The organism is Nonomuraea soli, assembly GCF_013761175.1.
Taxonomy (GTDB): domain Bacteria; phylum Actinomycetota; class Actinomycetes; order Streptosporangiales; family Streptosporangiaceae; genus Nonomuraea; species Nonomuraea soli.
The window spans coordinates 123,727-150,177 of the sequence record NZ_JACDUR010000008.1; the positions used below are offsets into that span (position 1 = coordinate 123,727).

Annotated in this window: 25 protein-coding genes; 17 read left to right on the plus strand and 8 right to left on the minus strand. The window is 70.3% G+C overall.

The features are described 5' to 3' along the window. Positions 1-70 precede the first annotated feature (70 nt). The 4 genes from HNR30_RS36810 (at position 71) to HNR30_RS36825 (ending at position 4,844) form a co-directional block, all read left to right on the plus strand. Entirely contained in the window at positions 71-1,669 is a 1,599-nt protein-coding gene (locus tag HNR30_RS36810) for an ABC-F family ATP-binding cassette domain-containing protein (protein WP_181614770.1), read from the plus strand. A gap of 113 nt (positions 1,670-1,782) precedes the next feature. Beyond that, positions 1,783-1,998, plus strand: coding sequence for a helix-turn-helix domain-containing protein (locus HNR30_RS36815; RefSeq protein WP_020547488.1), 216 nt, complete (start codon positions 1,783-1,785; stop codon positions 1,996-1,998). Between the two features lie 134 nt (positions 1,999-2,132). Further along, positions 2,133-2,888: an enoyl-CoA hydratase/isomerase family protein gene (locus HNR30_RS36820; RefSeq protein WP_312894906.1), complete on the plus strand. Its 756-nt coding sequence runs from the start codon at positions 2,133-2,135 to the stop codon at positions 2,886-2,888. 69 nt (positions 2,889-2,957) lie between these two features. Further along, complete coding sequence (locus HNR30_RS36825) at positions 2,958-4,844, plus strand: ABC transporter ATP-binding protein (protein ID WP_220134430.1); 1,887 nt, start codon at positions 2,958-2,960, stop codon at positions 4,842-4,844. A gap of 5 nt (positions 4,845-4,849) precedes the next feature. On the opposite strand, the gene HNR30_RS36830 is transcribed toward HNR30_RS36825, so the two are convergent. After that, complete coding sequence (locus HNR30_RS36830; RefSeq protein WP_181614772.1) at positions 4,850-5,716, minus strand: sulfotransferase family protein; 867 nt, start codon at positions 5,714-5,716, stop codon at positions 4,850-4,852. A gap of 30 nt (positions 5,717-5,746) precedes the next feature. On the opposite strand from HNR30_RS36830, the gene HNR30_RS36835 reads away from it, so the two are divergent. The 4 genes from HNR30_RS36835 to HNR30_RS36850 are packed head-to-tail and all read left to right on the plus strand — an operon-like array spanning position 5,747 to position 8,788. Next, on the plus strand, positions 5,747-6,466 hold the full coding sequence (locus HNR30_RS36835; protein ID WP_312894907.1) for an SIR2 family NAD-dependent protein deacylase: 720 nt from the start codon (positions 5,747-5,749) through the stop codon (positions 6,464-6,466). Beyond that, positions 6,453-7,376, plus strand: a complete 924-nt coding sequence (locus HNR30_RS36840; protein WP_181614773.1) for a S66 peptidase family protein — start codon at positions 6,453-6,455, stop codon at positions 7,374-7,376. The genes HNR30_RS36835 and HNR30_RS36840 overlap by 14 nt, the downstream gene beginning before the upstream one ends. Before the next feature lie 42 nt (positions 7,377-7,418). After that, positions 7,419-8,309 (plus strand): hypothetical protein, encoded by an 891-nt coding sequence (locus HNR30_RS36845; protein WP_181614774.1) that lies wholly within the window; start codon positions 7,419-7,421, stop codon positions 8,307-8,309. 11 nt (positions 8,310-8,320) lie between these two features. After that, complete coding sequence (locus HNR30_RS36850; RefSeq protein WP_181614775.1) at positions 8,321-8,788, plus strand: hypothetical protein; 468 nt, start codon at positions 8,321-8,323, stop codon at positions 8,786-8,788. Position 8,789: 1 nt separating this feature from the next. Here the strand turns inward: HNR30_RS36850 and HNR30_RS36855 are convergent, their stop codons facing one another. Together HNR30_RS36855 and yczE are read right to left on the minus strand one after the other, a co-directional pair. Next, the gene (locus HNR30_RS36855) at positions 8,790-10,544 is read right to left on the minus strand and encodes a glycoside hydrolase family 15 protein (protein WP_181614776.1); all 1,755 of its coding nucleotides are present in this window, start codon (positions 10,542-10,544) and stop codon (positions 8,790-8,792) included. A gap of 45 nt (positions 10,545-10,589) precedes the next feature. Then, positions 10,590-11,186, minus strand: coding sequence for a membrane protein YczE (yczE, locus tag HNR30_RS36860; RefSeq protein ID WP_181614777.1), 597 nt, complete (start codon positions 11,184-11,186; stop codon positions 10,590-10,592). Positions 11,187-11,247: 61 nt separating this feature from the next. On the opposite strand from yczE, the gene yczR reads away from it, so the two are divergent. Then, a complete protein-coding gene (yczR, locus tag HNR30_RS36865; RefSeq protein WP_181614778.1) occupies positions 11,248-12,675 on the plus strand; it encodes a MocR-like transcription factor YczR in 1,428 nt (475 codons plus the stop codon). Positions 12,676-12,739: 64 nt separating this feature from the next. On the opposite strand, the gene HNR30_RS36870 is transcribed toward yczR, so the two are convergent. Next, on the minus strand, positions 12,740-13,354 hold the full coding sequence (locus HNR30_RS36870; RefSeq protein WP_181614779.1) for a trimeric intracellular cation channel family protein: 615 nt from the start codon (positions 13,352-13,354) through the stop codon (positions 12,740-12,742). A 6-nt stretch (positions 13,355-13,360) separates the two neighbouring features. Further along, positions 13,361-14,821: a peptide MFS transporter gene (locus HNR30_RS36875; RefSeq protein WP_181614780.1), complete on the minus strand. Its 1,461-nt coding sequence runs from the start codon at positions 14,819-14,821 to the stop codon at positions 13,361-13,363. Positions 14,822-14,934: 113 nt separating this feature from the next. On the opposite strand from HNR30_RS36875, the gene HNR30_RS36880 reads away from it, so the two are divergent. The 5 genes from HNR30_RS36880 to HNR30_RS50435 all read left to right on the plus strand — a co-directional run bounded on the left by HNR30_RS36880 (position 14,935) and on the right by HNR30_RS50435 (position 20,244). Further along, the gene (locus HNR30_RS36880; RefSeq protein WP_181614781.1) at positions 14,935-16,119 is read left to right on the plus strand and encodes a hypothetical protein; all 1,185 of its coding nucleotides are present in this window, start codon (positions 14,935-14,937) and stop codon (positions 16,117-16,119) included. Positions 16,120-16,252: 133 nt separating this feature from the next. Next, positions 16,253-16,732, plus strand: coding sequence for a hypothetical protein (locus tag HNR30_RS36885; RefSeq protein ID WP_181614782.1), 480 nt, complete (start codon positions 16,253-16,255; stop codon positions 16,730-16,732). 149 nt (positions 16,733-16,881) lie between these two features. Further along, positions 16,882-18,069, plus strand: coding sequence for an RtcB family protein (locus HNR30_RS36890; protein WP_181614783.1), 1,188 nt, complete (start codon positions 16,882-16,884; stop codon positions 18,067-18,069). Between the two features lie 134 nt (positions 18,070-18,203). Further along, on the plus strand, positions 18,204-19,193 hold the full coding sequence (gene moaA / locus HNR30_RS36895; RefSeq protein ID WP_181614784.1) for a GTP 3',8-cyclase MoaA: 990 nt from the start codon (positions 18,204-18,206) through the stop codon (positions 19,191-19,193). A 262-nt stretch (positions 19,194-19,455) separates the two neighbouring features. Continuing rightward, positions 19,456-20,244, plus strand: a complete 789-nt coding sequence (locus HNR30_RS50435; RefSeq protein ID WP_312894908.1) for an NTP transferase domain-containing protein — start codon at positions 19,456-19,458, stop codon at positions 20,242-20,244. Positions 20,245-20,540: 296 nt separating this feature from the next. Here the strand turns inward: HNR30_RS50435 and HNR30_RS50440 are convergent, their stop codons facing one another. Continuing rightward, positions 20,541-20,855 carry a DUF3099 domain-containing protein gene (locus HNR30_RS50440; protein ID WP_181615185.1) on the minus strand — a complete coding sequence of 105 codons (315 nt, stop codon included), beginning with the start codon at positions 20,853-20,855 and terminating at the stop codon, positions 20,541-20,543. Between the two features lie 121 nt (positions 20,856-20,976). Here HNR30_RS50440 and HNR30_RS36910 point away from each other — a divergent pair, with 121 nt between their 5' ends. Then, positions 20,977-21,993, plus strand: coding sequence for a linear amide C-N hydrolase (locus tag HNR30_RS36910; protein ID WP_181614786.1), 1,017 nt, complete (start codon positions 20,977-20,979; stop codon positions 21,991-21,993). A gap of 50 nt (positions 21,994-22,043) precedes the next feature. Here the strand turns inward: HNR30_RS36910 and HNR30_RS36915 are convergent, their stop codons facing one another. Together HNR30_RS36915 and HNR30_RS36920 are read right to left on the minus strand one after the other, a co-directional pair. Continuing rightward, positions 22,044-23,399, minus strand: a complete 1,356-nt coding sequence (locus HNR30_RS36915; RefSeq protein ID WP_181615186.1) for a metallopeptidase TldD-related protein — start codon at positions 23,397-23,399, stop codon at positions 22,044-22,046. Between the two features lie 11 nt (positions 23,400-23,410). After that, on the minus strand, positions 23,411-24,904 hold the full coding sequence (locus HNR30_RS36920) for a TldD/PmbA family protein (protein WP_181614787.1): 1,494 nt from the start codon (positions 24,902-24,904) through the stop codon (positions 23,411-23,413). A gap of 77 nt (positions 24,905-24,981) precedes the next feature. Here HNR30_RS36920 and fabG point away from each other — a divergent pair, with 77 nt between their 5' ends. Then, positions 24,982-25,677 carry a 3-oxoacyl-ACP reductase FabG gene (fabG, locus tag HNR30_RS36925; protein ID WP_181614788.1) on the plus strand — a complete coding sequence of 232 codons (696 nt, stop codon included), beginning with the start codon at positions 24,982-24,984 and terminating at the stop codon, positions 25,675-25,677. 2 nt (positions 25,678-25,679) lie between these two features. Next, entirely contained in the window at positions 25,680-26,444 is a 765-nt protein-coding gene (gene fabI / locus HNR30_RS36930) for an enoyl-ACP reductase FabI (protein WP_220134432.1), read from the plus strand. Positions 26,445-26,451: the final 7 nt, after the last annotated feature.

The following is a 26,451-nucleotide window of genomic DNA, read 5'->3' on the forward strand; positions in this document are numbered from 1 at the left end:
ATGCGTGCTCCCGATTGACCCCGGCTCCGGCCGCCCTCCTTTCCCACGACCCATCGGGAGCCCCTTCCTCATGATCATCGCGAACGACATCGAACTGCGCGCCGGATCGCGCCTGCTCATCGAGCACGCCTCCTTCCGCGTCAACCCGGGCGACAAGATCGGCCTGGTGGGCCGCAACGGCGCCGGCAAGACCACGCTGACCAAGGTGCTGGCCGGCGAGGGCCTGCCCGCCGCGGGCACGGTGACCACGAGCGGAGCCATCGGCTACCTGCCGCAGGACCCGCGCACCGGCGACCTCGAGGTGATGGCGCGCGACCGCATCCTGTCGGCGCGCGGGCTCGACGAGGTCATGCGCAAGCTGCGCCTGGCCGAGCAGGGCATGTCGAGCGCCGACGAGAAGACGCGTGAGAAGAACGTGCGCCGCTACGGCCGGCTCGAGGACCAGATGCACGTCCTCGGCGGTTACGCGGCCGAGGCGGAGGCCGCCTCCATCGCCTCCAGCCTGGGCCTGCCCGACCGGGTGCTCAAGCAGCCCCTGGCGACCCTGTCCGGCGGTCAGCGCAGGCGTGTCGAACTGGCCAGGATCCTGTTCAGCGGAGCCGAGACTCTCCTTCTTGACGAGCCGACAAACCACCTCGATGCGGACTCAATCGGGTGGCTTCGTGATTTTTTGCGTTCGCATCAGGGCGGCTTGGTGATCATTAGCCACGATGTTGATCTTTTGGACGCCACGGTCAACAAAGTGTTGCATCTCGACGCGAACCGCTCCGTCATCGACACCTACAACGTCGGCTGGAAGGCCTATCTGGCCCAGCGCGAGACCGACGAGAAGCGCAGAAAGCGCGAGCGCGCCAATGCGGAAAAGCAGGCGAGCGCGCTGCTTCAGCAGGCCGACAAGATGCGCGCCAAGGCCACCAAGGCCAAGGCCGCGCAGGACATGGAACGCCGCGCCAAGCGCCTGCTGGCCGGCACCGAGGCGGAGCGCGCCTCCGACAAGGTCGCCAAGCTGCGCTTCCCGCAGCCCGCGCCCTGCGGCAAGACCCCGCTGACCGCCGCCGAGCTGTCGAAGTCGTACGGCTCGCTGGAGGTCTTCACCGACGTCGACGTGGCCATCGACCGCGGCAGCAGGGTTGTGGTGCTGGGGCTCAACGGCGCCGGCAAGACCACGCTGCTGCGCATCCTGGGCGGCCTGGAGCAGCCCGACACCGGCGAGGTCAGGCCCGGCCACGGCCTCAAGATCGGCTACTACGCGCAGGAGCACGAGACCCTCGACGCCGGCCGCACGGTGCTCGAGAACATGCGCTCGGCCGGCCCCGACGTGACCGACGCCGAACTGCGCAAGGTGCTCGGTTCCTTCCTGTTCTCCGGCGACGACGTCGACAAGCCCGCCGGGGTGCTCTCCGGTGGCGAGAAGACCCGTCTGGCCCTTGCCACACTGGTGCTTTCGAGCGCCAACGTCCTCATGCTCGACGAGCCCACGAACAACCTCGACCCGGTCAGCCGCGAGCAAGTGCTGAACGCTCTTCACTCTTATTCAGGGGCAATCATCCTGGTTACGCACGACGAGGGAGCGGTTGACGCTCTTGCACCAGATAGGGTGATCTTGCTACCGGACGGAACTGAAGACGCCTGGAGCGAAGAATTTTCCGATCTTGTGGCACTTGCCTGATCTTAATTTGAGTGGGTACGGATCTTTTCCCGTGGAGTAGGTAGCCGATCCCGCTGAAATGACTGATCATGGCGGAGTAACGCTGCGGAAGTCTGGCACTACAGGAGGTACTCGTGGCCGAGACTCTCAAAAAAGGCACCCGGGTCACCGGGGCCGACCGGGAAAAGCTGGCCGGTGATCTCAAGAAGCGCTACGCCGCGGGCGAGAGCATTCGCGCCCTGGCCGCTTCCACCGGCCGGTCGTACGGGTTCATCCACCGCATCCTGTCGGAGTCCGGCGTGACTCTGCGCGGGCGCGGCGGGGCGACCCGGGGCAAGTCCAAGAGGTAGATGGACTGCCGACCGGCGAAGCAGGGAACGCGCGTCCGCAGCCGCTCGTCCCTACCCGCGGAGCTTGTCACGCCCGAGCAAAGTTCTAGTAGGCTCGGGCGTGACGAGCCGGGGATCTAGGGAGGGCTGTGCGCGTGCATGGGGGGAATCCGGAGAACATCGCCAACACTGGCGGCCTCCGCTTCGAGGTGGACGGTGAGATCGCGACGATCACGCTGGACCGGCCCGAGAAGCGCAACGCCCAGACGTTCGCCCTCTGGTCGGAGCTGACCCGCATCGGCGAGAACCTGCCGGAGCAGGTGCGCGTCGTCGTCGTGCGAGGTGAGGGACCGTCCTTCTCGGCAGGCATCGACCTTGCCATGTTCGGCACACTAACGGCTGGAACCAACCTCGACGACCAGATCGCGGAGTTCCAGCGAGGATTCCTCTGGCTACGCCGTCCCGAGATCGTGTCTGTCGCCGCGGTCCAGGGACACGCCATCGGCGCCGGGTTCCAACTGGCGCTCTCCTGCGATCTGCGCATCGTGACCGACGACGTGAAGTTCTGCATGAAAGAGCCCGCCCTCGGGCTGGTGCCCGACCTGACAGGCACCAAGCCGCTGGTCGAGCTCGTCGGCCTGGCCAAGGCGATCGACATCTGCCTCACCGCCCGCGTGGTGCAGGCCGAGGAGGCGCTGCGGATCGGGCTCGCCGAACGCGTCGTGAGCCGGGAGGACCTGGCTCAGGCGGTCAAGGAGAAGGCGGCCGAGCTGCTGGCGGTCAACCGCGACGCGGCGATCGCCACGAAGCGGCTACTCCAGGGCGCGAGGGGGCGCTCCCTGGAGGAGCAGAGCGCCGCGGAACGCGCCGAACAGGTGCTCCGCATCCGCGCGATGTCCAGCGGTTCCTGACCGGCGTCCGCACGTTCGCCTCCAGCTGACCCGGGAATCACCTGAGGCGAAGGAGGCGCTGTAACAGGCATGTCGATGGGTTTCGGGCCAGGGGCCATGCGCTCGCTGAGGCGTGACGAATCAGTCATGGAGCAGCGGCTCAAGCCCGGCACCGTCCGCCGCATCGCCCGCTACTCCAGGCCCTTCAGCCGTCAGATCATCGCCTTCCTCGTCCTCGTCGTGCTCGGCGCCACCATCGTCGTGGCCAACCCGCTGCTGATGAAGGCGATCGTCGACGACGGCATCCTGGCCAAGAACACCGGCCTGGTCATCGGCCTGGCCGTCGCCATCGCCGTTCTCGCGGTCGTCGACGCGGGCCTGAGCCTGGCCCAGCGCTGGTTCTCCGCCCGCATCGGCGAGGGACTCATCTACAACCTGCGCACCGAGGTCTTCGACCACGTGCAGCGCATGCCGGTGGCCTTCTTCATGCGCGCCCAGACCGGCGCTCTGGTCTCCCGGCTCAACACCGACGTGATCGGCGCCCAGCGCGCCCTGACCAGCACCCTGTCGAGCGTGGTCTCCAACGTCGTCAGCCTGGTCCTGGTGCTCGGCGCGATGCTGGTGCTGTCGTGGCAGGTCACCCTGGTCGCCCTGATCCTGCTGCCGATCTTCATCGTGCCCGCCAAGTTCGTGGGCCGGCGCATGTCGGCCTTCACCCGCGAGCAGATGAAGCTCGACGCCGAGATGAGCTCGGTCATGACCGAGCGCTTCAACGTCGCGGGCGCGATGGTCGCCAAGCTGTACGGCAGGCCGGAGGAGGAGGCCGAGATGTTCGGCGGCCGGGCCGCCCGGGTGCGCGACATCGGCGTCACGGTCGGCATGTACGGCGCGGTCTTCCGCGTGGCCCTCGGCCTAGTCGCCGCGCTGGCCACCGCCCTGGTGTACGGCATCGGCGGCGTGCTCGCCGTCAACGACATCTTCGAGCTCGGCACCCTGGTCGCCCTCGCGGCCCTGCTCATGCGCCTGTACGGCCCGCTCACCTCGCTGTCGAACGTGCACGTCGACGTGATGACCGCGCTGGTCAGCTTCGACCGCGTCTTCGAGGTGCTCGACCTCAAGCCGATGGTCGCCGAGAAGCCCGGCGCCACCGACGTTCCCGGCGGCCCGGTCACGATCGACTTCGACGACGTGCACTTCCGCTACCCGAGCGCCGAGGAGGTCTCCCTGGCCTCGCTGGAGTCGGTCGCCCGCCAGGACACCGGCCCTTCGCACCCGGTGCTCAAGGGCGTCACCTTCACCGCGGAACCCGGCCACCTGGTCGCACTCGTCGGGCCCTCGGGGGCGGGCAAGACCACGATCACCTCGCTGGTCTCCCGCCTGTACGACGTCGACTCGGGCGCCGTCAGGCTCAACGGGCTCGACGTGCGCGAGGCGACGCTGGCCTCGCTGCGCGACACCGTCGGCGTCGTCATGCAGGACGCCCACCTCTTCCACGACACCATCGGCGCCAACCTCCGCTACGCCCGCCCCGAGGCGAGCGACGAGGAGGTGTGGCAGGCCCTGCGCGCCGCGCAGATCGCCGACCTCGTGGCCGCCCTGCCCGACCAGCTCGACACCGTCGTGGGCGACCGCGGCTACCGGCTGTCGGGCGGCGAGAAGCAGCGGCTGGCGCTGGCGCGGCTGCTGCTCAAGGCGCCGCGCGTGGTCGTCCTCGACGAGGCCACCGCCCACCTCGACTCCGAGTCGGAGGCGGCGGTGCAGCAGGCGCTCAAGACCGCCCTGCGCGGGCGCACGTCACTGGTCATCGCGCACCGGCTCTCGACGATCCGCGAGGCCGACGAGATCCTCGTCATCGCCGACGGCCAGGTGGCCGAGCGCGGGCGGCACGAAGAGCTGCTGGAGAGGCAGGGGCTGTACGCCGAGCTGTATCGCACGCAGTTCAGCGCCTCGGGCAGCCCGGTGCGCCTGGCCGACTAGACCTGTCAGGGGGCCAGGTAACCGAGTCTGCTGAGCTCCTCCTTGGCCACCTTCTCGACCAGCTCGCGGTCGGCCGGGCGCAGCCTGCCCGCGCTGGGCTGCAGCCGCCTGCCGTACAGGGCCACCTTGGAGATCTGGGTCTCCAGGAACGCCGAGAGCGTGGCGAGCGACTGCGCGGGCGCGCGCACCAGGTCCTCGTAGCGCACGGTCAGCAGCTGGTCGGCGGGCAGGTCCTGGCGCAGGCCGGCGCTCAGCCTGATCGCGCTGCGCCAGCGCAGCGCCGCCTTGCCCGCCACCGGCATGCTCTTCCAGTTGTCGCGGTGCTCGCCCTTGCTCAGGCCCAGGAACGGGTTGGGGAACTCGGTCTCGTCCGACAACATGACGGGCTTGAACCAGGCCAGGCACGCCGGGTCGGCCAGCATGTCGGCGGCCACGTCGCGGCCGTCGCGGATGAGCTGGACGAAGCGGGCGTCGGGGAAGGCGTTCAGCAGCGCGGTCGCGCTGTAGAGCAGGTCGGGGCTGGCGTCGCAGAACCGGCTCAGCGACGCGGCCGAAACGCACGGGCCCGTCCCCGTCACACCGCCGGCCTCCCGGCACGCGTCGGGGCACTGCGCGCAGGCGCCGGGCACCACCTGCCACGCCTCGGCCAGCGCGTCGCGGATCACGCGGGCCGCGCCGGAGCTGCGGCTGATCGAGGGACGGCGGGCGAAGGCGTAGACGACGTGGGCGACGCAGGTGCGGCCCATCGTGACGTGGAAGCCCGGCGAACGTTTCAGGGCACGCCCCAGGAGGTCCGCGCCGGAGTGCGGGGCTCCCATGAGGAAGACCGGCCTGCGGACCTTGATCCCGTTGACCACGAGGATGTGTCGCATACCTGGGTCAAGTGTGACACCGTTTTCGTCGTGAACGTGACTGTCCTCACCGGTGCCGGCATCAGCACCGAGTCCGGCATTCCGGATTACCGCGGACCCGAGGGTCTGTGGACCCGCGACCCGGACCACGAGAAGCTCGTCACCATCGACTACTACCTGGCCGACCCCTCCATCAGGGAGCGGTCCTGGCGCATGCGCCGCTCCAGCCCCGCCCTGAGCGCCGAGCCCAATCCGGGCCACCACGCGCTCGTGGACCTGGAACGTGCCGGGCTGCTGCGGCTGCTGGTCACCCAGAACATCGACGGGCTGCACCAGAAGGCCGGCTCCACCGGCGTCGTCGAGCTGCACGGGAACATGAACGGCGTCGTCTGCGTGGGCTGCGACGCGCGCACGACACTGCCGCAGGCCTTCGAGCGCATCGATGCGGGGGAGCCGGATCCGGCCTGCGTGGAGTGTGGGGGCATCCTGAAGACGACGACGGTGATGTTCGGGGAGTGGCTGGAGGCGGACGTGCTCGGCAAGGCGATCGGCGCGGCCAAACGCAGCGACGTCTTCGTGGCCGTGGGCACCTCGCTGCAGGTGCAGCCGGCCGCGACGCTCGCGGGGCTGGCCGTGGAGTACGGGGCCCGGTTGGTGATCATCAACGCCTCGCCCACGCCGTACGACCAGTACGCCTCGCGCGTCGTCAGAGAACCCATCGGCAAGGCGCTGCCCGCGCTGGTCAAGGAGCTGATCGATGAAGCCAGGTGACACCGTCGCCATCGTCTGCCCGTCCGGCCCTCCGGATCCGCTGCGGCTGCGGCGGGGGATCGGGCGCCTGGAGGAGCTCGGGCTGAAGGTCGTCGTGGGCGAACACGTGCTGGACCGGGGCGCCGGTCCCGGTGCGGGCCGGTCAGGCGGGCCGCTCGGCTACCTCGCAGGACAGGACGCCGCGCGGGCCGCCGACCTGCAGGCCGCCTGGTGCGACCCGGCCGTCTCCGCCGTCGTCTGCGCCAGGGGAGGGTACGGCGCGGCCCGCTTGCTCGGCCTGCTCGACTGGGACGCCATGCGGGCCGCGGGGCCCAAAGTCCTGCTCGGCTCCAGCGACATCACCGCCCTGCACCACGTCTTCGGCGTCGAACTGGGCGTGCCGACCCTGCACGGTCCCATGCCCGCCTGCACGCCGATCTCCGAGGAGCCGGGGCCCGAGCCGCGGACCTGGGAACACCTGCGGGCGGCCCTCTTCGGCCGGGCGCTGCCGGTCTGCGGCACCCACGCTCTGGTGGAGGGCCGGGCGGAGGCGATCGTGGCGGGCGGGAACCTGTCGCTGCTGGCGTCGATGTGCGGGACGCGCTATCACCCCGATTACGCCGGAAAAATCGTGTTCTTGGAGGATATTGGGGAGGAGCCCTATCGAATCGACCGCATGCTCACCCAGCTCCTGCAGGCGGGCGCCTTCGACGGGGCCGCCGGATTCGTGCTCGGCTCCTGGGAGGGCTGTGGCGACCCCTACCCGGTCCTCGCGGACCGCCTCGTCCCGCTCGGGGTGCCGATCCTGGCCGGCGTGCCGGTCGGGCACGGCTCGCCGCAGCTCAGCGTGTGGCTTGGGGCTCTTGGGGTTATCGATACCGAATCGTGCTCCCTGGCTGGCCGGTTCAGCAACGAGGACCAGGCAAGGTAGGAGCAGCGCAGAGGGACAAACCAGACAGAAAGGGCATGGCGCGTGAACTCTTTCCGGCCTGCACGGTCGCGATCGGTCGAGGAAGTAGACCTCGACTCGCTGCTCGCCCTCGTCGCCGACTCCCTCGGCCACAGCTGTACCTTCGCCGCCGACGGCGCCCGCCTCACCCTCGGCCCCCAGCCCTCGCGCGACGGCCACCAGGCCAACGGCAAGCACCTCACCGTCCACCTCACCGGCCTGCGCCGCGAGGCCGGACGCCGGCCCCGCGAAGACTGGCCCATGCTCGTCTCCGAGCACCTCAAACGAGCCCTCGCCGACGCCTCCCTGCCCGACCCGTGCGATCTCGACCAGGTCCGCCCCCTCCTGCGCACCCGCGTCGAGGCCGTCGAGGAGGTTCCCGACCTCACCCGCGTCGTCGGCCGCCACCTCGGGCCCGACCTCGTCGAGCTCCTCACCGTGCACGACCGCCCGGTGCGCCCGGAGGAGGCCGGCTGCTGGCCCATCCCGTCCGCCCAGGCCCTCGAGGTGGCGCTGGCCAACGTACGGCAGGCCGACCGGCCCGCCCTCACCCCGTCCGACCTGGGCGGCACACCCGTCTGGCACCTGCACGGCACCGTCGCGGCCGCCTCCCACCTGCACTGGCTCGACGACCACCTGCCCGTGCCCGCCGACGGCGTGCTCGTCATCATGCCGGGCGCCGACTCCCTCGTCGTCCACCCGGTCGACGGCATCGGCGTCGTCCGCGCCATCGAACGGCTGCGCGTCCACGCCCTGCGCGCGGGCGGGCCCAGCGAGCAGGTGTACTGGTGGCATGCGGGGAGGCTGACGCTCATCAGGGCCGACATCGTGATGCAGGAAGGGCAGACCCGCCTCGTGGTCGCCCCACCGCCGGAGTTCGCCCGCGTCCTGGCCCGGCTGGCCCAGCAGCACTAGACTCCGCGATCATGCGGAGCGTCATCAAGGGCGCTGTGGTCGCCATCGGCGCGCTCACGATGCTCGCCGGCATCCTCGCCCTCCCCGTGGTCCTCTACCTGGGAAACAACTACCTCAAGTGCGCGAGCCAGCAGGACGCGGCAGACGCGGCCCTGGAGGAGGGCGATCTCACGCGACCACAGCTTCCCGGAGCGGTCCCGCTCGGCGCACGAGACGCCGACTGCGAGAGCGACGACCACTGGGTGTCCGTGACCAGACGCTTCCGCCTTCCCCGCGAAACGCCCTCGGCGCACGTCGTGGCCCACCACCAGCGACTCGCCGCCCGCCACGGCTGGCGGTTGGTCCGGTCGGAGGGGGACGAGGCACAGGAGTGCCTCGTGAAGGAGGTCGACGGGACCGAGGTGATCCTGACGATCTTCCCTGAGGGCGAGCCGACCACGCGTGAATACTCCGTGAGCGTCTCCACCTGGCCCTGCTGACCTACGACAGTGCCTTGGCCGCGTGGACCAGGGGCACGTGGCTGAAGGCCTGGGGGAAGTTGCCCACCAGCCGCGCGTACCGGGGGTCGTACTCCTCCGCCAGCAGCCCCACGTCGTTCCTCAGCGACAGCAGCCGCTCGAACAGCTCCGTCGCCTCCTCCCGGCGCCCCATCATGGACAGCACCTCCACCAGCCAGAAGCTGCATGCCAGGAAGGCGCCCTCCCCGCCCGGCAGGCCGTCGACCGAGTTGTCCTCGGCCACCGGGTATCGCAGGACGAACCCGTCGGCCATCAGCTCGCGCTGGATCGCCTCCACGGTGCCGATCACGCGCGGGTCGTCGGGCGGCAGGAAGCCGGTGAGGGGGATGAGCAGCAGTGCCGCGTCGAGTTCCGTGGAGCCGTACGACTGGGTGAAGGTGTTGCGCGCCGGATCGTAGGCCTGGCGGAGGATCTCGGCGTGGATCTCGTCGCGTACGGCACGCCAGCGTTCGACGGGTCCGGTGCGGTCGAAGTTCTCCACCTGGCGGATGGCCCGGTCCATGGCGACCCAGCACATGACCTTGGAGTGGGTGAAGTGGCGGCGCGGCCCCCGCACCTCCCACAGGCCCTCGTCGGGCTCGTCCCAGTGTTCCTCGACGTACGACAGCAGCTGCTGCTGGATGGCCCAGGCGCGGTCGCTGGCGGGCAGGCCGGAGGTGCGCGCCAGGTAGAGGCAGTTCATCACCTCGCCGTACACGTCGAGCTGGAGCTGGTCGACGGCGGCGTTGCCGATGCGGACGGGACGTGACTGCTCGTAGCCCGCCAGCCAGTCGAGGGTCGCCTCCGGCAGGCGGCGCTCGCCCGCCACGCCGTACATGATCTGCAGGTCCTGGGGGCGGCCGGCGATGGCGCGCAGCAGCCAGTCGCGCCAGCTCTCGGCCTCGCCGGAGTAGCCGGAGTCGATCAGCGCCTCGAGGGTCATGGTGGCGTCGCGCAGCCAGCAGTAGCGGTAGTCCCAGTTGCGCACGCCGCCCAGGTCCTCGGGCAGCGAGGTGGTGGGGGCGGCGACGATGCCGCCGGTGGGCTCGTAGGTGAGCGCCTTGAGCGTGATGAGTGAGCGCACCACCGCGTCGCGCCAGGGCCCCTTGTAGGTGCACTGGGCGACCCATTCCGCCCACATCGCCTCGGTCTCGGCGAGGTGGGTCTCCGGGTCGATCATCGTGGGCATCGGCTCGTGCGAGGGGTGCCAGGTGAACACGAACGGCACCCGCTCGCCCGCCGAGACGGTGAAGGTGGCCTGGTGGGCGTAGTCGCCGCCGATGAGCGGCACCGCGGAGTGCAGCCAGACCGAGTCGGGGCCGCCGACGGCCTGCAGGTGGCCCTCGGAGCGGCGCACCCACGGCACGATGCGGCCGTAGTCGAAACGCACCCGTAGTTCCGTGCAGACCTCGACGGTGCCGGAGACGCCCTCGACGATGCGTACCACGTCGGGGTTGCGGTCACGAGGCGGCATGAAGTCGATCACCCGGACGGTGCCGGTGGGGGTGTCCCACTCGCTCTCCAGGATCAGCGTGTCGGGCCGGTAGCGGCGGCGGGTGGCCATCGGGCGGCCCGAGGGACCCACCCACCAGTGGCCGTTGTGCTCGCCGCCGAGCAGCGCCCCGAAGCTGGAGGGTGAGTCGAAACGGGGCAGGCAGAGCCAGTCGATGGAGCCGTCGCGGCCCACGAGCGCGGCCGACTGCATGTCTCCGATGAGTGCGTAGTCCTCGATCCGCATGCCACCGACGCTACAAGGTCGCCGGACGATCTACGGGGATCTGGTTCACGACAGCGGGAATTTGCGGGAGAACTGCTGCACCAGCGGCCCGATGGCCAGCGCGAACAGCAGGGTGCCGATGCCGGCCGTGCCACCCAGCAGCCAGCCGATCGACAGCACCGTGATCTCGATCAGGAACCGGGCCAGCCGCACCGACAGCCCCAGCCGGACCAGGCCGGTCATGATGCCGTCGCGCGGTCCTGGACCGAGCTTGGCGCCGATGTAGAGCACGCTGGCGAAGGCGAGCAGCAGGATGCCGGAGACCAGGTACAGCCACTGCAGCGGCCACACGTGCGGCGAGGGCAGCAGCCACAGTCCCGCGTCGCAGGCCAGGCCGACCAGGAACACGTTGCTGATCGTGCCCAGGCCGGGCTTCTGCTTCAACGGGATCCAGACCACCATGACCGCGGCGCCCACGATGATCACCCACGTGCCGACCGACAGGCCGAAGTGCACGGCCAGGCCCTGGTGGAACACGTCCCAGGGGGAGCCGCCCAGCGCGGACTTGATCTGCAGGGCGATGGCCAGGCCGTACAGGGTCAGGCCGGTGTAGAGGCGCACCAGCCGGTGGGACAAACGAGGAGACAGGTCAATTGCGGTCATAGAACCCGAGAATGGCATGATAAAAGAGGAGAATACAGGTCCAATTCGGGAAAGTGGTCTGATGAGATACCTCAGCGCCGCCCAGGTGGCCAGGCTCGTCTCCGCAGGTCCACGGCCCAGGCCGTACTACCGCGCCCTGGCCGACGAACTGCGCCGGCTCATCATGGACGGCCGCATCCCCGTGAACGTGCGCCTGCCCGCCGAGCGGCACCTGGCAGAAACCCTCGGCGTCAGCCGTACCACCGTGACCTCCGCCTACGACCTGCTGCGCGAGCGCGGCTACGTCGACAGCCGCCAGGGTAGCGGCAGCCGGACGGCGCTGCCGGACCCGGCCACCACCGCCGACAACCCGTGGCTGACGATCGACGGCGACGGCATGCTCCAGTTGCACGCCGCCGCTCCCGCCGCGCCCTCCCAGCTGCCCGCCGCGATCGAGGAGGCCGTCGCGCACCTGCCCAGGTACGCCATGGGCACGGGCTACGAGCCCATGGGCCTGGCCGTGCTGCGCGAGCGCGTCGCCGCCCGCTACACCGCGCGCGGCCTGGCCACCCGGCCCGAGCAGATCCTCGTCACCGGCGGCGCCCAGGCCGCCCAGCACCTGGTGACGAGCCTGCTGGTGAGCCAGGGCGACCCGGTCCTGCTGGAGTCGCCCACCTACCCGCACATCATCGACGTCGTACGGGCCCGCGGCGCCCGCGTCGTGCCCGTCGGCATCGACGCGGACGGCTGGCAGGCCGACCTGGTCACCAGCGCGATGCGCCAGTCGGCCGCGCGCCTGGCCTACCTCATCCCCGACTTCCAGAACCCGACCGGCGCGCTCATGCCCGACGCCGTGCGCGCCGAGATCGTCGGGCAGGCCCGCCGCTCCGGCACCACGATCATGGTCGACGAGACCTGGGTCGAACTGGCCCTCGACGAGGTCCCCCCGGCCAGCGCCATGGCGGCCTTCGACACCGACAACCGCGTCATCAGCATCGGCTCGGCCTCCAAACTGTGGTGGGGCGGGCTGCGCATCGGCTGGATCCGCGCGGGAGCCGCGCTGATCCGGCGCCTTGCCACCCACCGCTCCGCGGTCGACCTCGCGGCCCCGGTGCTGGAACAGCTGATCGTGGCCGCGCTGTTCGACCGGATCGAGGAGACCCGCGCCGAGCGCCGCCGCACCCTGCGCGCCTCGCGCGACGTGCTGGCCGCCGAACTGCGCGCCCGCCTGCCCGAGTGGCGTTTCACCGTGCCCGCGGGCGGCGGGTCGTTGTGGATGTGGCTGGCGGGCGAGAGCGGGGTCGAGCTGGCCGAGGCGGCCTTCGCCCGAGGGGTACGGCTCGCGCCGGGACCGTGGTTCGGGGTCGAGGGCACGCTCGACGGCTACCTGCGCCTGCCGTACACCCAGCCGCCGCAGGTCCTCGTGGAGGCGGTACGGCACATCGCCGAGGCCCGCTCGTCGAGCCAGGCGGGAACCCGGGCGCTGGAGCGGGTCAGCCCGATGGTGTGACACGCCGGGCTCCTGGGCTCTGCCGCCTCACTCCTGAGACGGCCCGCTCCTGGGCTCTGGCGCCTCAGTCCTGAGGCCGGACGCCCTTGGCCAGCGGCGCGCGCCAGCCGCGACGCATCGCCGCGATGCGCAGCAGGAAGGCCACCGTTGCCGCCGCCAGCGTGGTCACCCAGCCCTGCAGATGCACCTCGAACAGCACAGCCCGCAGGGCGGCACCCACCATCGCGGGCACCGCGTACAGCTGCCGGTCGTACAGCAGCGTCGGGATCTCGCCCGCCAGGATGTCACGCAGGATGCCGCCCCCGACCGCCGTCATCACCCCGAGCACGCAGGCGTGCAGCGGGTTCAGCCCGTACGTGAGCGCCTTCTCGGTGCCGACCGCGCAGAACAGCCCGAGCCCCGCCGCGTCGAGCACCATGATCGCCGGGAGCACCTTGGTGACGTGCGGGTGCCAGAAGAACACGATCACGGTCGCCAGCACGGGGGTCAGGATGTAGCCCAGGCTCTGGAAGGCGGCGGGCGGCACGTTGAGGACCAGGTCGCGCAGCACACCGCCGCCGAGAGCGGTGATCTCCGACAGGACCAGCATGCCCACGACGTCGAGGCGTTTGCGCACGCCCATCAGGGCACCGGTCAGGGCGAAGACGAAGATACCGACGAGATCCAGCAGCTCGGACACGGGGACCTAGTCTCCCATAAGGGCCTTCACCCTCTTGACGAACATGAACAGCAGCAGTCCGGCCACCACGGCCGACATCGCCAGGCTGAAGTAGTACACGGGCATCGAGACGACGGTGGTGAGCTTGTACATCTGGCCGCCGATCGAGTCGCCCAGCGCGGTGGCCAGGAACCACACGCCCATCATCTGGCTCAGGAACGCCCTGGGCGCCAGCTTGTTGGTCACCGACAGGCCCACCGGGCTGAGGAACAGCTCGCCGACCGTCTGGACGAGGTAGGTCGTGGTCAGCCACAGGATGCTGACCTTGGTGCCGTCCGAGGCCTGGATCGAGGCGAGCGACATGACCACGAAGCTCGCGCCGACCAGAACCAGCGCGACCGCGAAGCGGGCCGGGATGCTGATGCGGTCGCCGTACCTGTCCCAGATCTTGGAGAACACCGGCGACAGCGCGATGATCGCGATGGAGTTGACGTTCGAGACCTGGCCGGGGTCGATCGACAGGCCGAAGACGTTCAGGTCGGTGTTGTCGGCGGCGAAGAAGGTCAGCGCGCTGCCCGCCTGGTCGTAGATCATCCAGAAGATCGCGGCGGCCAGGAAGAGCCACACGTAGGCACGCAGCTTGACCCGCTCGGCCGCGGTCACCTCGGGCGAGCGGAACAGGAACGCGAAGTAGGCGATCGGCACCACCGCGCACACGACCGTGAAGGCCAGCGTGAAGCGCGACAGCGTGAACGTCCCGCTCCACCACCACAGCAGCAGCGCGGCCACCACGCCCAGCACCGACAGCAGCAGGACGCGCAGGAAACGGGCGCGCTCGGCCGAGGTCAGGCGGTGCGTCGGCTCGGCGCCCGCGCCCTTGAGCGACTTGCGCCCCAGGACGTACTGCACCAGGCCCAGCGCCATGCCGATCGCCGCCAGGCTGAAACCGCGATGCCAGGTGTCACCGTCGGCGGGGGCGACCATCGGCACGATCAGGATGCCCAGGAACGCGCCCAGGTTGACGCCCAGGTAGAACAGGGCGAACCCGGCGTCACGCCGGCGGTCGGGACTGTCGCGGTACAGCTCGCCGACCATCGTGGAGATGTTGCCCTTGAGCAGGCCGCTGCCGAACGCGATCAGGCACAGTCCCAGCCAGACCGTCACCCCGTTGGACGGGACCGCCATGCTGATGTGGCCGCACATGATGACGAAACCGCCGTACAGCACGGTGCGCCGCGCGCCGAACAACCGGTCGGCGACCCACCCGCCCGCCAGGGCGGTCAGGTAGACGGCGCCCACGTAGATGCCGTACAGCCCGGCGGCCGTGGCGTCGTCGAGCCCCATGCCGTCGCGCGCCGCGGGGGCGGTCAGGAACAGCACAAGGATGGCGCGCATGCCGTAGTAGCTGAACCGCTCCCACATCTCGGTGCCGAACAGCGTGGCCAGGCCCCACGGGTGACCGAAGAACGTGCGCTCGGATGCCACCATGCCCCCCCTTTGTAGCTGATCCACTACTCTACGTGATCAGTGTGGCGAGCTTTGCCAACCGGGGCGCGTGTCATGTGCTGGGGCATTACCGGACGCTTCCTAGCGTCTCGAACATGACCAATCGAGTACTGCTCGCCTCGCTGGCGGTGGGGGCGCTCGCCGCGCCGCTGCCGGGCCCGGCTGCCGCGCTCGCCGAGCCGGCCATCAAGGAGATCGTCATCCGGCCCGTCGAGCCGGTTGTCGGTCCCAGTGGGTCGGTGCGGCTGGTGATCGACGTCATCGCCAGAGGCGCCGAGGGGGAGGACGGGGTCACCATCGACGTGGCGCCCGGCAGGCCGCCCAAGGGGGCCCCCCCGGCGCCGGAACCGGCGATCTCGCCAGAGCCCGACCCCACGCCGCCGCCCCAGGAGCCTGTCACCTGGACGGGCGGAGTGGAGCCTTCAGAGCCACCTTCAGAGCCGCCTTCGGAGCCGCCCTCGCAGCCACCGTCCGGACCGCCCTCGCAGCCACCGTCTGACCCGCCCGTGGAGCCGCCGTCGCAGTCGCCCTCGGATCCGCCGTCCGACTCCTCGGGTCGTTCGTCGGTTCCGTCGGCGGGCCAGTCCTCGGGCCAGTCCTCGGGGCAGTCGTCGGTGCCGTCGGTGGGCCAGTCCTCGGGGCCGCAGTCGGGCACCCCGTCGCCGACCGCGGCCTCGCCGTCGCCCGGGTCCACCCGCCCGACCGCCGACCCCACGGCCATTCCCGCCGTCGCTCCTGCCGCCCGAACCTCCATGGACCAGGGGGCCGCTCCCGCGCGGCACGCCGAGCCGATGTCCGCCACCGGCATGCGCCACGCCGCGGCCCCCGGCGACTGGGAGACCTGGCGTTTCCTCCCCGCCCGCGGGCTCAACCGCTTCTACCCGACCGGCGTCTGGACGATCACCGCCACCGCCCGCACCGAGGCGGGCGTCAGAGCCGTCGCCTACTCCACCTTCACGCTGCGCCGCGAGACCCGGCTGGCCTCCGTCCGGGCCACCAGGGTCCGCGGCGTCAAGGCGGTACGGCTCAGCGGCGCGCTCAACCGCGTCGACCCGCAGGGCTACACCGACTACGCGCCCTTCGCGGGCACGCGCCTGGAGATCCTGCACCGAAGGCCCCGCAGCCAGGAATGGACCACCGCGGGCACCGCCACCACGCGCCGCGACGGCAGCTTCTCCCGTACGGTCTCCGGCCGCGCCAAGGGCTGGTGGCAGATCCGCTACACAGGAAGCGCCCACTATGCCGAAAAATCCAGCACAGTGCTGAAAATCGGTCGATAAACGTATAAAACTCCCCACCTTGACGGCTGTTGCCGGATTGTGATCTGCAATCCGGCAACAATTCTTTACCGTTGAGCGTCGTTGGCCGTAGGCCCACATGGGCCTGTCAGACGACGGGGAGAGGAATTCCTTCATGATGAGACGTCTCGCCGCCGGGGCCGCCGCAGCGGCGCTGGGCGCCGCCGTGCTCGCGGGCGCGGCCGCACCGGCGTCGGCAGCCACCCACGGCTATGACGGCAACACCAGCCTCAGCTTCGACGCCGGACCCGAGCCGATCCGCCGGGGCGCCGACCTGTCGCTCCAGGGCAAGCTCTCGGTCGAGTGCGACGAGGACTACATCGACGGCATCGTCGCGGTCTTCAACTCCGACAAGTGCGACGACGACGAGCGCTGGCACCGGCTCGGGTGGAAGAAGGTCGTGATCCTCTTCCAGCCCGCCGGCTCGCACAGGTGGGACTACGTCGACACGGTCCGCACCGACCGTAACGGCTACTTCTACACCGAGGAGACCGCCTACGTCTCCGGCACCTGGCGCGCGGTCTTCGAGGGCTCCAGGTACCTGGAGGGCAGCGAGGGCCGTGACTGGGTCAAGGTCTACGGGCACCGCCACTGAGGTCAGGCGCGGTTCAGTCCTGCGAAAAACCCGGCCCAGTGCCGGGTTTTTTCGTCTTTCCGGCCAGAAATGAAGTTGCGATTCCCCACGCGATTCTGGCGTCATTGATCACGTTCAACGACGGACGTTCCGGGAAGGAGGCGACAGAGATGGCGTACACGGAGGTTGAGGGGACCAGGCATCCCCTCCGCATGTGGGCGGATCCGCACACGGTCGAGCAGCAGGCGATGCAGCAGCTCCGCAACGTGGCGAACCTGCCCTGGGTCCACGGTGTCGCCGTGATGCCCGACGTCCACCACGGCAAGGGCGCCACGGTCGGCTCCGTCATCGCGATGCGCGAGGCCGTCTCGCCTGCCGCCGTCGGTGTCGACATCGGGTGCGGGATGAGCGCGGTCAAGACCACATACAAGATCTCGCAGCTGCCCGACAACCTCGCCTACCTGCGCTCCAAGCTGGAGCAGGCGGTCCCCGTGGGCTTCGGCCACCACAAGCGCCCCGTCGACCCCACCAGGATCCACGGGATGAAGGGCTCGGGCTGGACGGAGTTCTGGAAGGGCTTCGACGAGCTGGCGCCTGCCGTACACGCCCGTCGCGACCGCGCCGAGGTCCAGCTGGGCACCCTGGGCGGCGGCAACCACTTCCTCGAGGTCTGCGCCGACGGCGACGACTTCGTCTGGATCGTGCTGCACTCCGGCTCGCGCAACATCGGCAAGGAACTGGCCGAGCACCACATCGGCGTCGCCCGCAAGCTCAGCCACAACCAGGGCCTGGTCGATCGCGACCTGGCGGTCTTCCTGGGCGGCACGCCCGAGATGGACGCCTACCGGCGCGACCTGTTCTGGGCGCAGGACTACGCCCGCCGCAACCGCGCCCTCATGATGGGGCTGGTCTGCGACGTGCTCCGGCGCCACCTGCCGAACATCGCCTTCGAGCAGACCATCTCCTGCCACCACAACTACGTGGCGGAGGAGCGCTACGACGGCGTCGACGTGCTCGTCACCCGCAAGGGTGCGATCCGCGCCGGCGGCGGCGAGCTCGGCATCATCCCCGGCTCGATGGCCACCGGCACCTACATCGTCAAGGGCCTGGGCAACGGTGCGGCGTTCAACTCCGCCTCGCACGGCGCGGGACGCAAGATGAGCAGGACCAAGGCGAAGAAGACCTTCACCGTCAAGGACCTCGAGGAGCAGACGTTCGGCGTCGAGTGCCGCAAGGACGCGGGCGTCATCGACGAGATCCCCGGCGCCTACAAGAACATCGAGGACGTCATGGCGGCCCAGACCGACCTCGTCGAGGTCGTCGCGCACCTGCGCCAGCTGATCTCCATCAAGGGCTGAGCTGTCGGATCCACCAAGGAATCCCGCGCACCCGTCGCGGGTTCTTGGTGGGTGACACACCATTTTTGAGAGCTGTCGGTGGCGCGTCGTAGGGTGGGCCTCCACAGCTCGACGTGAACAGGAGGTGAGGCCGCATGTTGCGAGACTCGTTCGGACGGGTGGCGACTGACCTGCGGGTGTCCCTCACCGACAAGTGCAACCTGCGCTGCACCTACTGCATGCCACCCGAAGGGCTCGACTGGCTGCCCAACGCCCAGCTGCTCAGCGCCGACGAGATCGTCAGGCTCGTCACCATCGGCGTCGAACGCCTCGGCATCACCGAGGTCCGCTACACCGGCGGCGAGCCGCTGGTGCGCCGCGAAGTGGTCGACATCGTCCGGCGCACCGCGCTGCTGCGGCCCCGGCCGCAGATCTCGATCACCTCCAACGGCATCGGCCTGGCCCGCATGGCGCCCGCGCTGGCCGAGGCGGGGCTCGACCGGGTCAACGTCTCGCTCGACACCCTCGACCGCGACCACTTCAAGCGGCTCACCCACCGCGACCGCTTCGACGACGTCATCGCCGGCCTGCGCGCCGCGCACGAGGCGGGGCTGCGGCCGGTGAAGGTCAACGCCGTGCTCATGCGCGGCATCAACGAGCCGGAGGCGGTGCCGCTGCTGCGATACTGCCTGGAGCAGGGCTACGAACTGCGTTTCATCGAGCAGATGCCGCTCGACGCCCAGCACGGGTGGGACCGCGCCTCCATGGTCACCGCCGACGAGATCCTGGAGCTGCTGTCGGCCTCGTTCGACCTGACGCCCGACGACCTCGAGGACCGGGGGAGCGCCCCGGCCGAGCGGTTCCTCGTCGACGGCGGTCCCGCGCGCGTGGGCGTCATCGGGTCGGTGACGCGGCCGTTCTGCGGGGCCTGCGACCGCGTCCGCCTGACCGCCGACGGGCAGGTGCGCAACTGCCTGTTCGCCACGGAGGAGTCCGACCTGCGCGGCGCGATGCGGGCGGGGGCCTCCGACGACGAACTGGCCGAGCGCTGGCTCGCCGCCGTCCGCGGCAAGCGCGCCGGGCATGGCATCGACGACCCGTCCTTCCTCCAGCCCGCCCGCCCGATGTCCGCCATCGGCGGCTGACCGCCGCCCCTGCGCCCGCCGCTCTGCCCCGGCAGTCGAGCAGGCGGGCGGGCGTAGTGAGCGGTCAGTCTGCGAGCCCCTGCCGCGAACGCCGCGTGCTTGGCGTCGTGCCGCGTGTTTTGCGCCGCCGCGCGTGCATGGCACTGCCCCGCGTACTTGGCGCCGCGTCGTGTGCTTGGCGTCGCGTCACGTCCTGACGTCCAAGGGCGTTCGAGGCCGCCGGCCCGGCCTGTCCCAGGCGGAGGCCAGTAGCCTGGGGCATGTGATCCCCTACGACGCGATCATCCTCGCCGGCGGCCGGGCCAGGCGGATGGAGGGTGCCGACAAGCCGGGTGAGCTGGTCGGCTCCAGGAGTCTGGTGCGGCGGGTGGCCGATGCGGTCGCCGACGCGGGCAGGGTGGTCGTCGTGGGCCCCGAGCGGCGGCTCGACGGCGTGCTGTTCACCCGGGAGGATCCGCCCGGTGCGGGCCCGGTGGCGGCGCTGAGGGCGGCGTTGCCGTTGGTGACGGCGCCGGTGGTGGCGTTGCTGGCGGCCGATCTGCCGTTCCTGCGCGCCGAGCACGTGCGGGCCCTGCGCGCGCAGGCCGTCCCGCACGCGCTCCTGGTGGACGAGGAGGGCCGCGATCAGTGGCTCGCGGGTGTCTGGGACACCCAGGCGCTCACCGGGGCTCTCAGGGCGTATCAGGGCCAAAGCCTCAAGGGGCTCATGGCTCCGCTCAACCCGCGGAGGCTGGCCCTGGAGGGCCGCCCGTGGTTCGACTGCGACACCATCGACGATCTTCAGGAGGCACGTATGAACGTCCTGGCCGAGTGGACCGCGCTGGCCTGCAAGGAGCTGGGGGTGGACCCGGCGACCGTCGACCGGGATCTGATCCTGGATCTCACCAAGGACGTCGCCCACGGCGTGGCGCGTCCGGCCGCGCCGCTCACCGCCTACCTGCTCGGTCTGGCCCAGGGCGCCGGCACGGCTCCGGAGGACGCGGTGGCCAGGCTCACGACGCTGGCCCGCAACTGGGAGCAGGCGACGACGGAGACCCTGACTGACGGCTGAGACCTCACGAAACTCCAGCCGTCAAGCGGAACCTGAAGATTGGCTGTGAGTTTTCTGTGCGCGACCCTGTAAACGATTTCGGGAAAGTGTCCCTACCAGGACTTCTTGGACACTTCGTCTAACGAAATATTCCGTAAAAAAGGGCGACGCCGGGTGGTTACGGGGGCAAACCACCCGGCGTCGCGTCATCGGCGTTCCGACGGGGGCCCGGAACGCCGGCACCAGTGCTCCGACGGGGGACCGGAGCACTTGGCTAAAGCGTACACCTACAACCCGTGGGATGCGTCAAGACTTAGTCACGACCCGATCTCGCGTCGATGGCGTGGTATCTCGCTTTGGTTAGCTTCCGGTGTGTGAAACGTCGGGGGAGGGACATCATTGCCCCTCTCGTTCGCCCCGATAACGGCTATGTACGGCAAAAAGATCGCACCCGCGATGAACAGCAAGCGGTACGGCCACGGCAACGGCAGCACGACCGCGAGGATCAGGCAGAGCGTCCGGATGCCCATCTGGACGAGGTAACGCTTCTCCCTGCGGCCGATGTCGTCGGTCAGCGACGCCTGAGCGTCCGTCACCTGATGGACGACCGGTTTCCTGCGCCAGCCCTTCACATCTTTCACCCTACGCCTCACCCGCGACCGTGCCGATACGACCCTTCGAACGTATCGGGCGCCCGCGGTGGTCCCCGTCGCGGGCTTCCTGGTTCGGCCGCGGGATGAAACACTCGGGAACGTGAGGCTTCGCCGTACTGCCGCCGCGCTCGCGTCAGCCGTCCTGGCCCTGTCGGCGTGCGCGCCATCCGTCCAACAGCCACCCGCGCCCGCGCAGCAGGCGGACCGGCCCGCCAAGGCCGCCGGGCTGCTCAAGCAGACAGCCGAGCAGATGACCCGCACCTGGAAGAGCCTGCGCCAGCTCGACGACATGCCCATGTACGAGATGACCTACCACGGCGGCTACGACGCCGAGGCGCCGCTGTCGCCGGACGAACTGGCCCGCGACCAGGACGGCTGGGCGTGCTCGCTGTTCGTCAGGAAGACCGCCAAGGGCCTGGAGTACGGCCGCAACTTCGACTGGAACCCCAACCCGGCCATGGTCGTGCGCGCCGACCCGCCCGACGGGTACGCCTCCCTGTCGGTGGTCGACGTCTTCTACGTCCTCGGCGACCGCGACCCCGCCGACCTCACGCTCCCGTCCGACCGCCGCCGCCTGGCCCACGCGGTCCTGGCGCCCTTCGACGGCATGAACGAGAAGGGCCTGGCGATCGGCCTGGCCTCCACCCCGACCGTCGAGCTCCCGCCCGCCGCGGGCAAGCCGACCGTGTCGGACCTGCGCATCATCCGGCTGGTGCTCGACCGCGCCGCCACCGTCGACGAGGCCGTCGCCCTCATGCGCCGCTACACCCTCGACTTCGGCGGCGGCCCCCAGGTGCACTACCTGATCGCCGACCGGACCGGCCGCTCGGTCGTGGTGGAGTACGACAAGGGCGGGCTGAACGTGGTCGAGGACAAGATCCTGACCAACATCACCATGATCGGCACCCAGCAGTCCGACCGCCTGGCCGACCGCCGTTACCGAACCCTGGCCGAGGGCTTGCCGACGGGCGCGAGCGGGATGGAGCTCCTCGGCAGGGTCGCCCAGGGCCACACCCGCTGGAGCATCGTCTACGACCTCGAACGGCTGACCGCCGACCTGGTCACGATCATGCGCTGGGAGCGCGTGCACAAGCTCACCCTCGCCGGCGCCACCTGAGGGCACGCGGCGGACCGCTCCGCCGCGTGCCCCCGCTGATCGATCCGGGGTCAGCTCGCCTGGCTCACCGTCGACATGTTGAAGTCGGGCACGCGCAGCGCGGGCATGACCGTGCGGGTGAAGTAGTCGTTCCACTCGCGCGGCAGCGTCGGCTCGCTCCTGCCCACCTCGGTGACGCGCCCCAGCAGGTCGACCGGGCTCTCGTTGAAGCGGTAGTTGTTGACCTCGCCCACCACGGTGCCGTTCTCCACCAGGTACACGCCGTCGCGGGTGAGCCCGGTCAGCAGGAGCGTCTGCGGGTCGACCGTGCGGATGTACCACAGGCAGGTCAGCAGCAGCCCGCGCTCGGTGGAGGCGATCATCTCCTCCAGCGACCTGCCGCCCTCGGGACCGGACATCAGCAGGTTGTCGATGCCCGGCGTCACCGGCAGGCCGCTCGCCGCGGCCGAGTGCCTGGTCTGCTGCAGCGCCCGGAGCTCGCCGTCGGCGATCCAGTCGGTGGCGGACAGCGGCAGGCCGTTGTCGAAGACCGACGAGTCGCGGCCCGAGGCGTGCACGACGTTGAACGGCGCGCACTCCAGCCCGGCCGCGGCCGGGTCGCTGTACAGGCGCACCGGCAGCGGCGAGAGCCGCTCGCCGACGCGCGTGCCGCCGCCGGCCTTGCTGAAGACGCTCTGCCCGTCGACGGCGTCACGCGCGCCCGCCGACCAGTACATGTAGATCATCAGGTCGGCCACCGCGCTCGGCGGCAGCAGCGTCTCGTAGCGCCCGGCGGGCAGCTCGACGCGGGTGCGCGCCCACTCCAGGCGCGTGGCCAGCGCCTCGTCGAGGGCGAACACGTCGACGTCGGTGAAGTCGCGGGTGTGCACGCCCGTCCAGGCCGAGCGCTTGAGGTCGGCGGACTTGCCGTTGAGCTCCAGCCGCCCGGTCGGCTGGTCGTGGCGCAGCCGCAGCCCGCTGGAGGTGCCGACGAAGGTCGAGGTGACGATGTGCTCGGCGAAGCCGTACAGCCTCCTGCCGCCGGCCTCGGCCGCCGCGAACGCGCGCCCGAGCGCCGGGGCGAAGCTCTCGAACACCTCGATGCCGGTCGGCTCGACCGGCCGCGCCCACCCGGGCGACTGCTCGCCGCCGGACACCAGCGGCCCCGCGTCGTCGGCCGGCTGGGCCTCCCGCGCGGCCCGGTCGGCCGCCGCGACCAGCTCCTCGAGCTGGTCCTCCCGTACGGCGGAGCGCGACACCACGGCGGCAGAGCGCCCCACCACCGAGATCACGGTGACGCGGGTCGACTCGGTGGTGCCGTTGGTGGTCAGCGTGTTGCCCGCGAAGCGCAGGTTGGCGGTGGAGGTGTGCTCGGCGATGACCACGCAGTCATCGGCGCGCGACAGCTCCAGAGCCTTCTCGACCATCCCCTGGGAGCTCACTTGCCGCCCTCCTGCACCGTGTTGAGAATCCGGACGTCCCTGAACAGCGCCGACGGGCAGCCGTGGCTGACCGGGGCGACCTGGCCGGGCTGGCCCTTGCCGCAGTTGAACGCGCCGCCCAGGACGTAGGTCTGCGGGCCGCCGACGGCCTCCATGGAGCCCCAGAAGTCGGTGGTGGTCGCCTGGTAGGCGAAGTCGCGCACCTGGCCGGCCAGGCGGCCGTCCTGGATGCGGAAGGCCCGCTGGCCGGTGAACTGGAAGTTGTAGCGCTGCATGTCGATCGACCAGCTCTTGTCGCCGATGATGTACAGCCCGTTGCCCACCCGCGAGATGAGCTCCTCGGTGGAGGGCCCGTCGGGTGCGGCCTGCAGCGACACGTTGGCCATGCGCTGCATCGGCATGTGGCCGGGGGAGTCGGCGAAGGCGCAGCCGTTGGAGCGGCCGAAGCCCTGCATCAGGGCCATGCGCCTGTCGAGCTGGTAGCCGACCAGGATGCCGTCCTTGACCAGGTCGAAGCTCTGCGTCCGGACGCCCTCGTCGTCGTAGCCGATCGAGCCCAGGCCGTGCTCGACGGTACGGTCACCGGTGACGTTCATGATCGGCGAGCCGTACACCAGCGAGCCGAGCTGGTCGAAGGTGGCGAACGAGGTGCCCGCGTAGGCGGCCTCGTAGCCGAGCGCCCTGTCGAGCTCGGTGGCGTGGCCGATCGACTCGTGGATGGTCAGCCACAGGTTAGACGGGTGGATGACCAGGTCGTAGGAGCCCGCCTCGACGCTCGGCGCGGCCAGCTTCTCGGCCAGCAGCGTCGGCAGCTCGGCCAGCTCCGCCTGCCAGTCCCAGTGCGCGCCCGTCAGGTATTCGTAGCCGCGCCCGACCGGCGGCGCGATGGTCGACATGTCGTCGAAGCCGTTCGGCCCGATCTTGACCGCGTTCAGCTCCGGGTGCACGCGCACCCGCTGCTGCAGCGTGCTGGTGCCCTCGGAGGAGGCGTAGAACTTCTGCTCCTTGACCTGCAGCAGCCGCGCGCTGACGTGGTCGACGCCCTTGAGCAGCCCCGCCGACCAGTCGGCCAGCAGCGCGACCTTCTCGCTCTGCGGCACCTCGAACGGGTCGACCTCGTAACCGGAGACCCACACCGCCTCGCCGTACGACGGTTCGGGGGCCAGCTCGATCGGCTCGCGGTTGATCGGCTTGCTCACCTCCGCCACGCGCACCGCGCGCTCGGCCACGCGCACGGCCGCCTCGGGGGTCAGCTCGACGCCGGAGGCGAAGCCCCACGTGCCGTCCTTGACGACGCGGACCGCCAGGCCCAGGTCGTCGGCGTCCATCGCGCCCTCCAGGCGGGCGTCGTACAGGCTCAGGGTCTCGGCCCTGATGCGTTCGAGGCGGAAGTCGGCGTGCTCGGCACCCAGCTCGCGCGCACGTTGCAGCGCGGCGTCGGCCAGCTGCCGCAACGGGAGCGAGCGGAAATCGTCATCGATCTGGCGCATGCCCACGATCCTAACGGTGGGATCTTGTCCCACCCGGACAACTGGTTACCGGTGGGTAGCAGATAGCGTCTGGACCTATGGCACGCTCCGTACTCGTCACCGGCGGCAATCGCGGCATCGGGCTCGCGATCGCCCGCGAACTGGCCGCGAACGGCGACTCCGTCGCCGTCACCTACCGCTCGGGCGAACCCCCCGAGGGCCTGTTCGGCGTCCGTTGCGACGTGACCAGCAGCGAAGACGTCGACGCCGCCTTCGCCAAGGTCGAGGCCGAGCAGGGCCCCGTCGAGGTGCTGGTGTCCAACGCCGGCATCACCAAGGACACCCTGCTGGCGATGATGAAGGAGGAGACCTTCACCGAGGTCGTCGACGCCAACCTGACCGGCGCCTACCGGGTCGCCAAGCGGGCGATCCGTCCGATGATGAAGCTCAAGCGGGGGCGCATCATCCTCATCTCCTCGGTCGTGGGCCTTTCCGGCCAGGCCGGGCAGGCCAACTACGCCGCCTCCAAGGCCGGCCTGGTGGGCTTCGGCAGGTCCCTGGCGCGCGAGTACGGCTCGCGTGGCATCACCGTCAACGTGGTCGCGCCCGGTTTCGTCAAGACCGACATGACCGCCGAGCTCGACGGCGAGTCCATCGTCAAGAACATCCCGCTAGGCCGCCAGGCCGAGGCGGCGGAGATCGCGCGCGTCGTGCGCTTCCTGGCCAGTGACGACGCCTCCTACATCACCGGCGCGGTCATCCCCGTCGACGGCGGCCTGGGAATGGGGCACTGATCATGGGAATCCTCGACGGCAAGCGCATCCTGGTGACCGGTGTCCTCACCGACGCCTCCATCGCCTTCAACGTCGCCAAGATCGCGCAGGAGGAGGGCGCCCAGGTCGTGCTGACCGGCTTCGGCCGCCTCAGCCTGGTCGAGCGCATCGCCAAGCGGCTGCCCCAGCCCGCGCCGGTGCTGGAGCTCGACGTGCAGAACACCGACCACCTCGACAGCCTGGCCGCCCGCGTCGGCGAGCACGTCGACGGGCTCGACGGCGTCGTGCACTCCATCGGCTTCGCCCCGCAGAGCGCCCTGGGCGGCAACTTCCTCAACACCTCGTGGGAGGACGTCGCCACGGCCCTGCACGTGTCGACCTACTCCTTCAAGTCGCTCGCCGTGGCCTGCCTGCCCCTGATGAAGGAGGGCGGCTCGGTCGTCGGCCTCGACTTCGACGCCACCAAGGCCTGGCCGGTCTACGACTGGATGGGCGTGGCCAAGGCGGGCCTGGAGTCGGCCAACCGTTACCTCGCCCGCGACCTGGGCAAGCAGGGCATCCGCGTCAACCTGGTTTCGGCCGGTCCGCTGCGCACCATGGCCGCCAAGTCCATCCCGGGCTTCAAGGAGTTCGAGGACAGCTGGCCCGAGAAGGCCCCGCTCGGCTGGGATCTGGCTGACACCGTCCCGGCCGCCAAGGCCGTCGTGGCGCTGATGTCCGACTGGTTCCCCGCCACCACGGGCGAGATCGTCCACGTCGACGGCGGCGTGCACGCCATCGGCGCCTGACCCCGGC

What these genes read in the sequence shown, in the direction of transcription:
- HNR30_RS36850 (WP_181614775.1), top strand. Translation starts at nt 8,321, where the DNA reads ATGCGGAGCGTCATCAAGGGCGCTGTGGTCGCCATCGGCGCGCTCACG.
- HNR30_RS36890 (WP_181614783.1), top strand. Translation starts at nt 16,882, where the DNA reads ATGGCGTACACGGAGGTTGAGGGGACCAGGCATCCCCTCCGCATGTGG.
- HNR30_RS36855 (WP_181614776.1), bottom strand. Translation starts at nt 10,544, where the DNA reads ATGCGGATCGAGGACTACGCACTCATCGGAGACATGCAGTCGGCCGCG.
- yczR (WP_181614778.1), top strand. Translation starts at nt 11,248, where the DNA reads ATGAGATACCTCAGCGCCGCCCAGGTGGCCAGGCTCGTCTCCGCAGGT.
- HNR30_RS36830 (WP_181614772.1), bottom strand. Translation starts at nt 5,716, where the DNA reads ATGCGACACATCCTCGTGGTCAACGGGATCAAGGTCCGCAGGCCGGTC.
- moaA (WP_181614784.1), top strand. Translation starts at nt 18,204, where the DNA reads ATGTTGCGAGACTCGTTCGGACGGGTGGCGACTGACCTGCGGGTGTCC.
- HNR30_RS36840 (WP_181614773.1), top strand. Translation starts at nt 6,453, where the DNA reads ATGAAGCCAGGTGACACCGTCGCCATCGTCTGCCCGTCCGGCCCTCCG.
- HNR30_RS36915 (WP_181615186.1), bottom strand. Translation starts at nt 23,399, where the DNA reads ATGGTCGAGAAGGCTCTGGAGCTGTCGCGCGCCGATGACTGCGTGGTC.
- HNR30_RS36875 (WP_181614780.1), bottom strand. Translation starts at nt 14,821, where the DNA reads ATGGTGGCATCCGAGCGCACGTTCTTCGGTCACCCGTGGGGCCTGGCC.
- fabI (WP_220134432.1), top strand. Translation starts at nt 25,680, where the DNA reads ATGGGAATCCTCGACGGCAAGCGCATCCTGGTGACCGGTGTCCTCACC.
- HNR30_RS36880 (WP_181614781.1), top strand. Translation starts at nt 14,935, where the DNA reads ATGACCAATCGAGTACTGCTCGCCTCGCTGGCGGTGGGGGCGCTCGCC.
- HNR30_RS36885 (WP_181614782.1), top strand. Translation starts at nt 16,253, where the DNA reads ATGATGAGACGTCTCGCCGCCGGGGCCGCCGCAGCGGCGCTGGGCGCC.
- HNR30_RS36810 (WP_181614770.1), top strand. Translation starts at nt 71, where the DNA reads ATGATCATCGCGAACGACATCGAACTGCGCGCCGGATCGCGCCTGCTC.
- fabG (WP_181614788.1), top strand. Translation starts at nt 24,982, where the DNA reads ATGGCACGCTCCGTACTCGTCACCGGCGGCAATCGCGGCATCGGGCTC.
- HNR30_RS36825 (WP_220134430.1), top strand. Translation starts at nt 2,958, where the DNA reads ATGTCGATGGGTTTCGGGCCAGGGGCCATGCGCTCGCTGAGGCGTGAC.
- yczE (WP_181614777.1), bottom strand. Translation starts at nt 11,186, where the DNA reads ATGACCGCAATTGACCTGTCTCCTCGTTTGTCCCACCGGCTGGTGCGC.
- HNR30_RS36920 (WP_181614787.1), bottom strand. Translation starts at nt 24,904, where the DNA reads ATGCGCCAGATCGATGACGATTTCCGCTCGCTCCCGTTGCGGCAGCTG.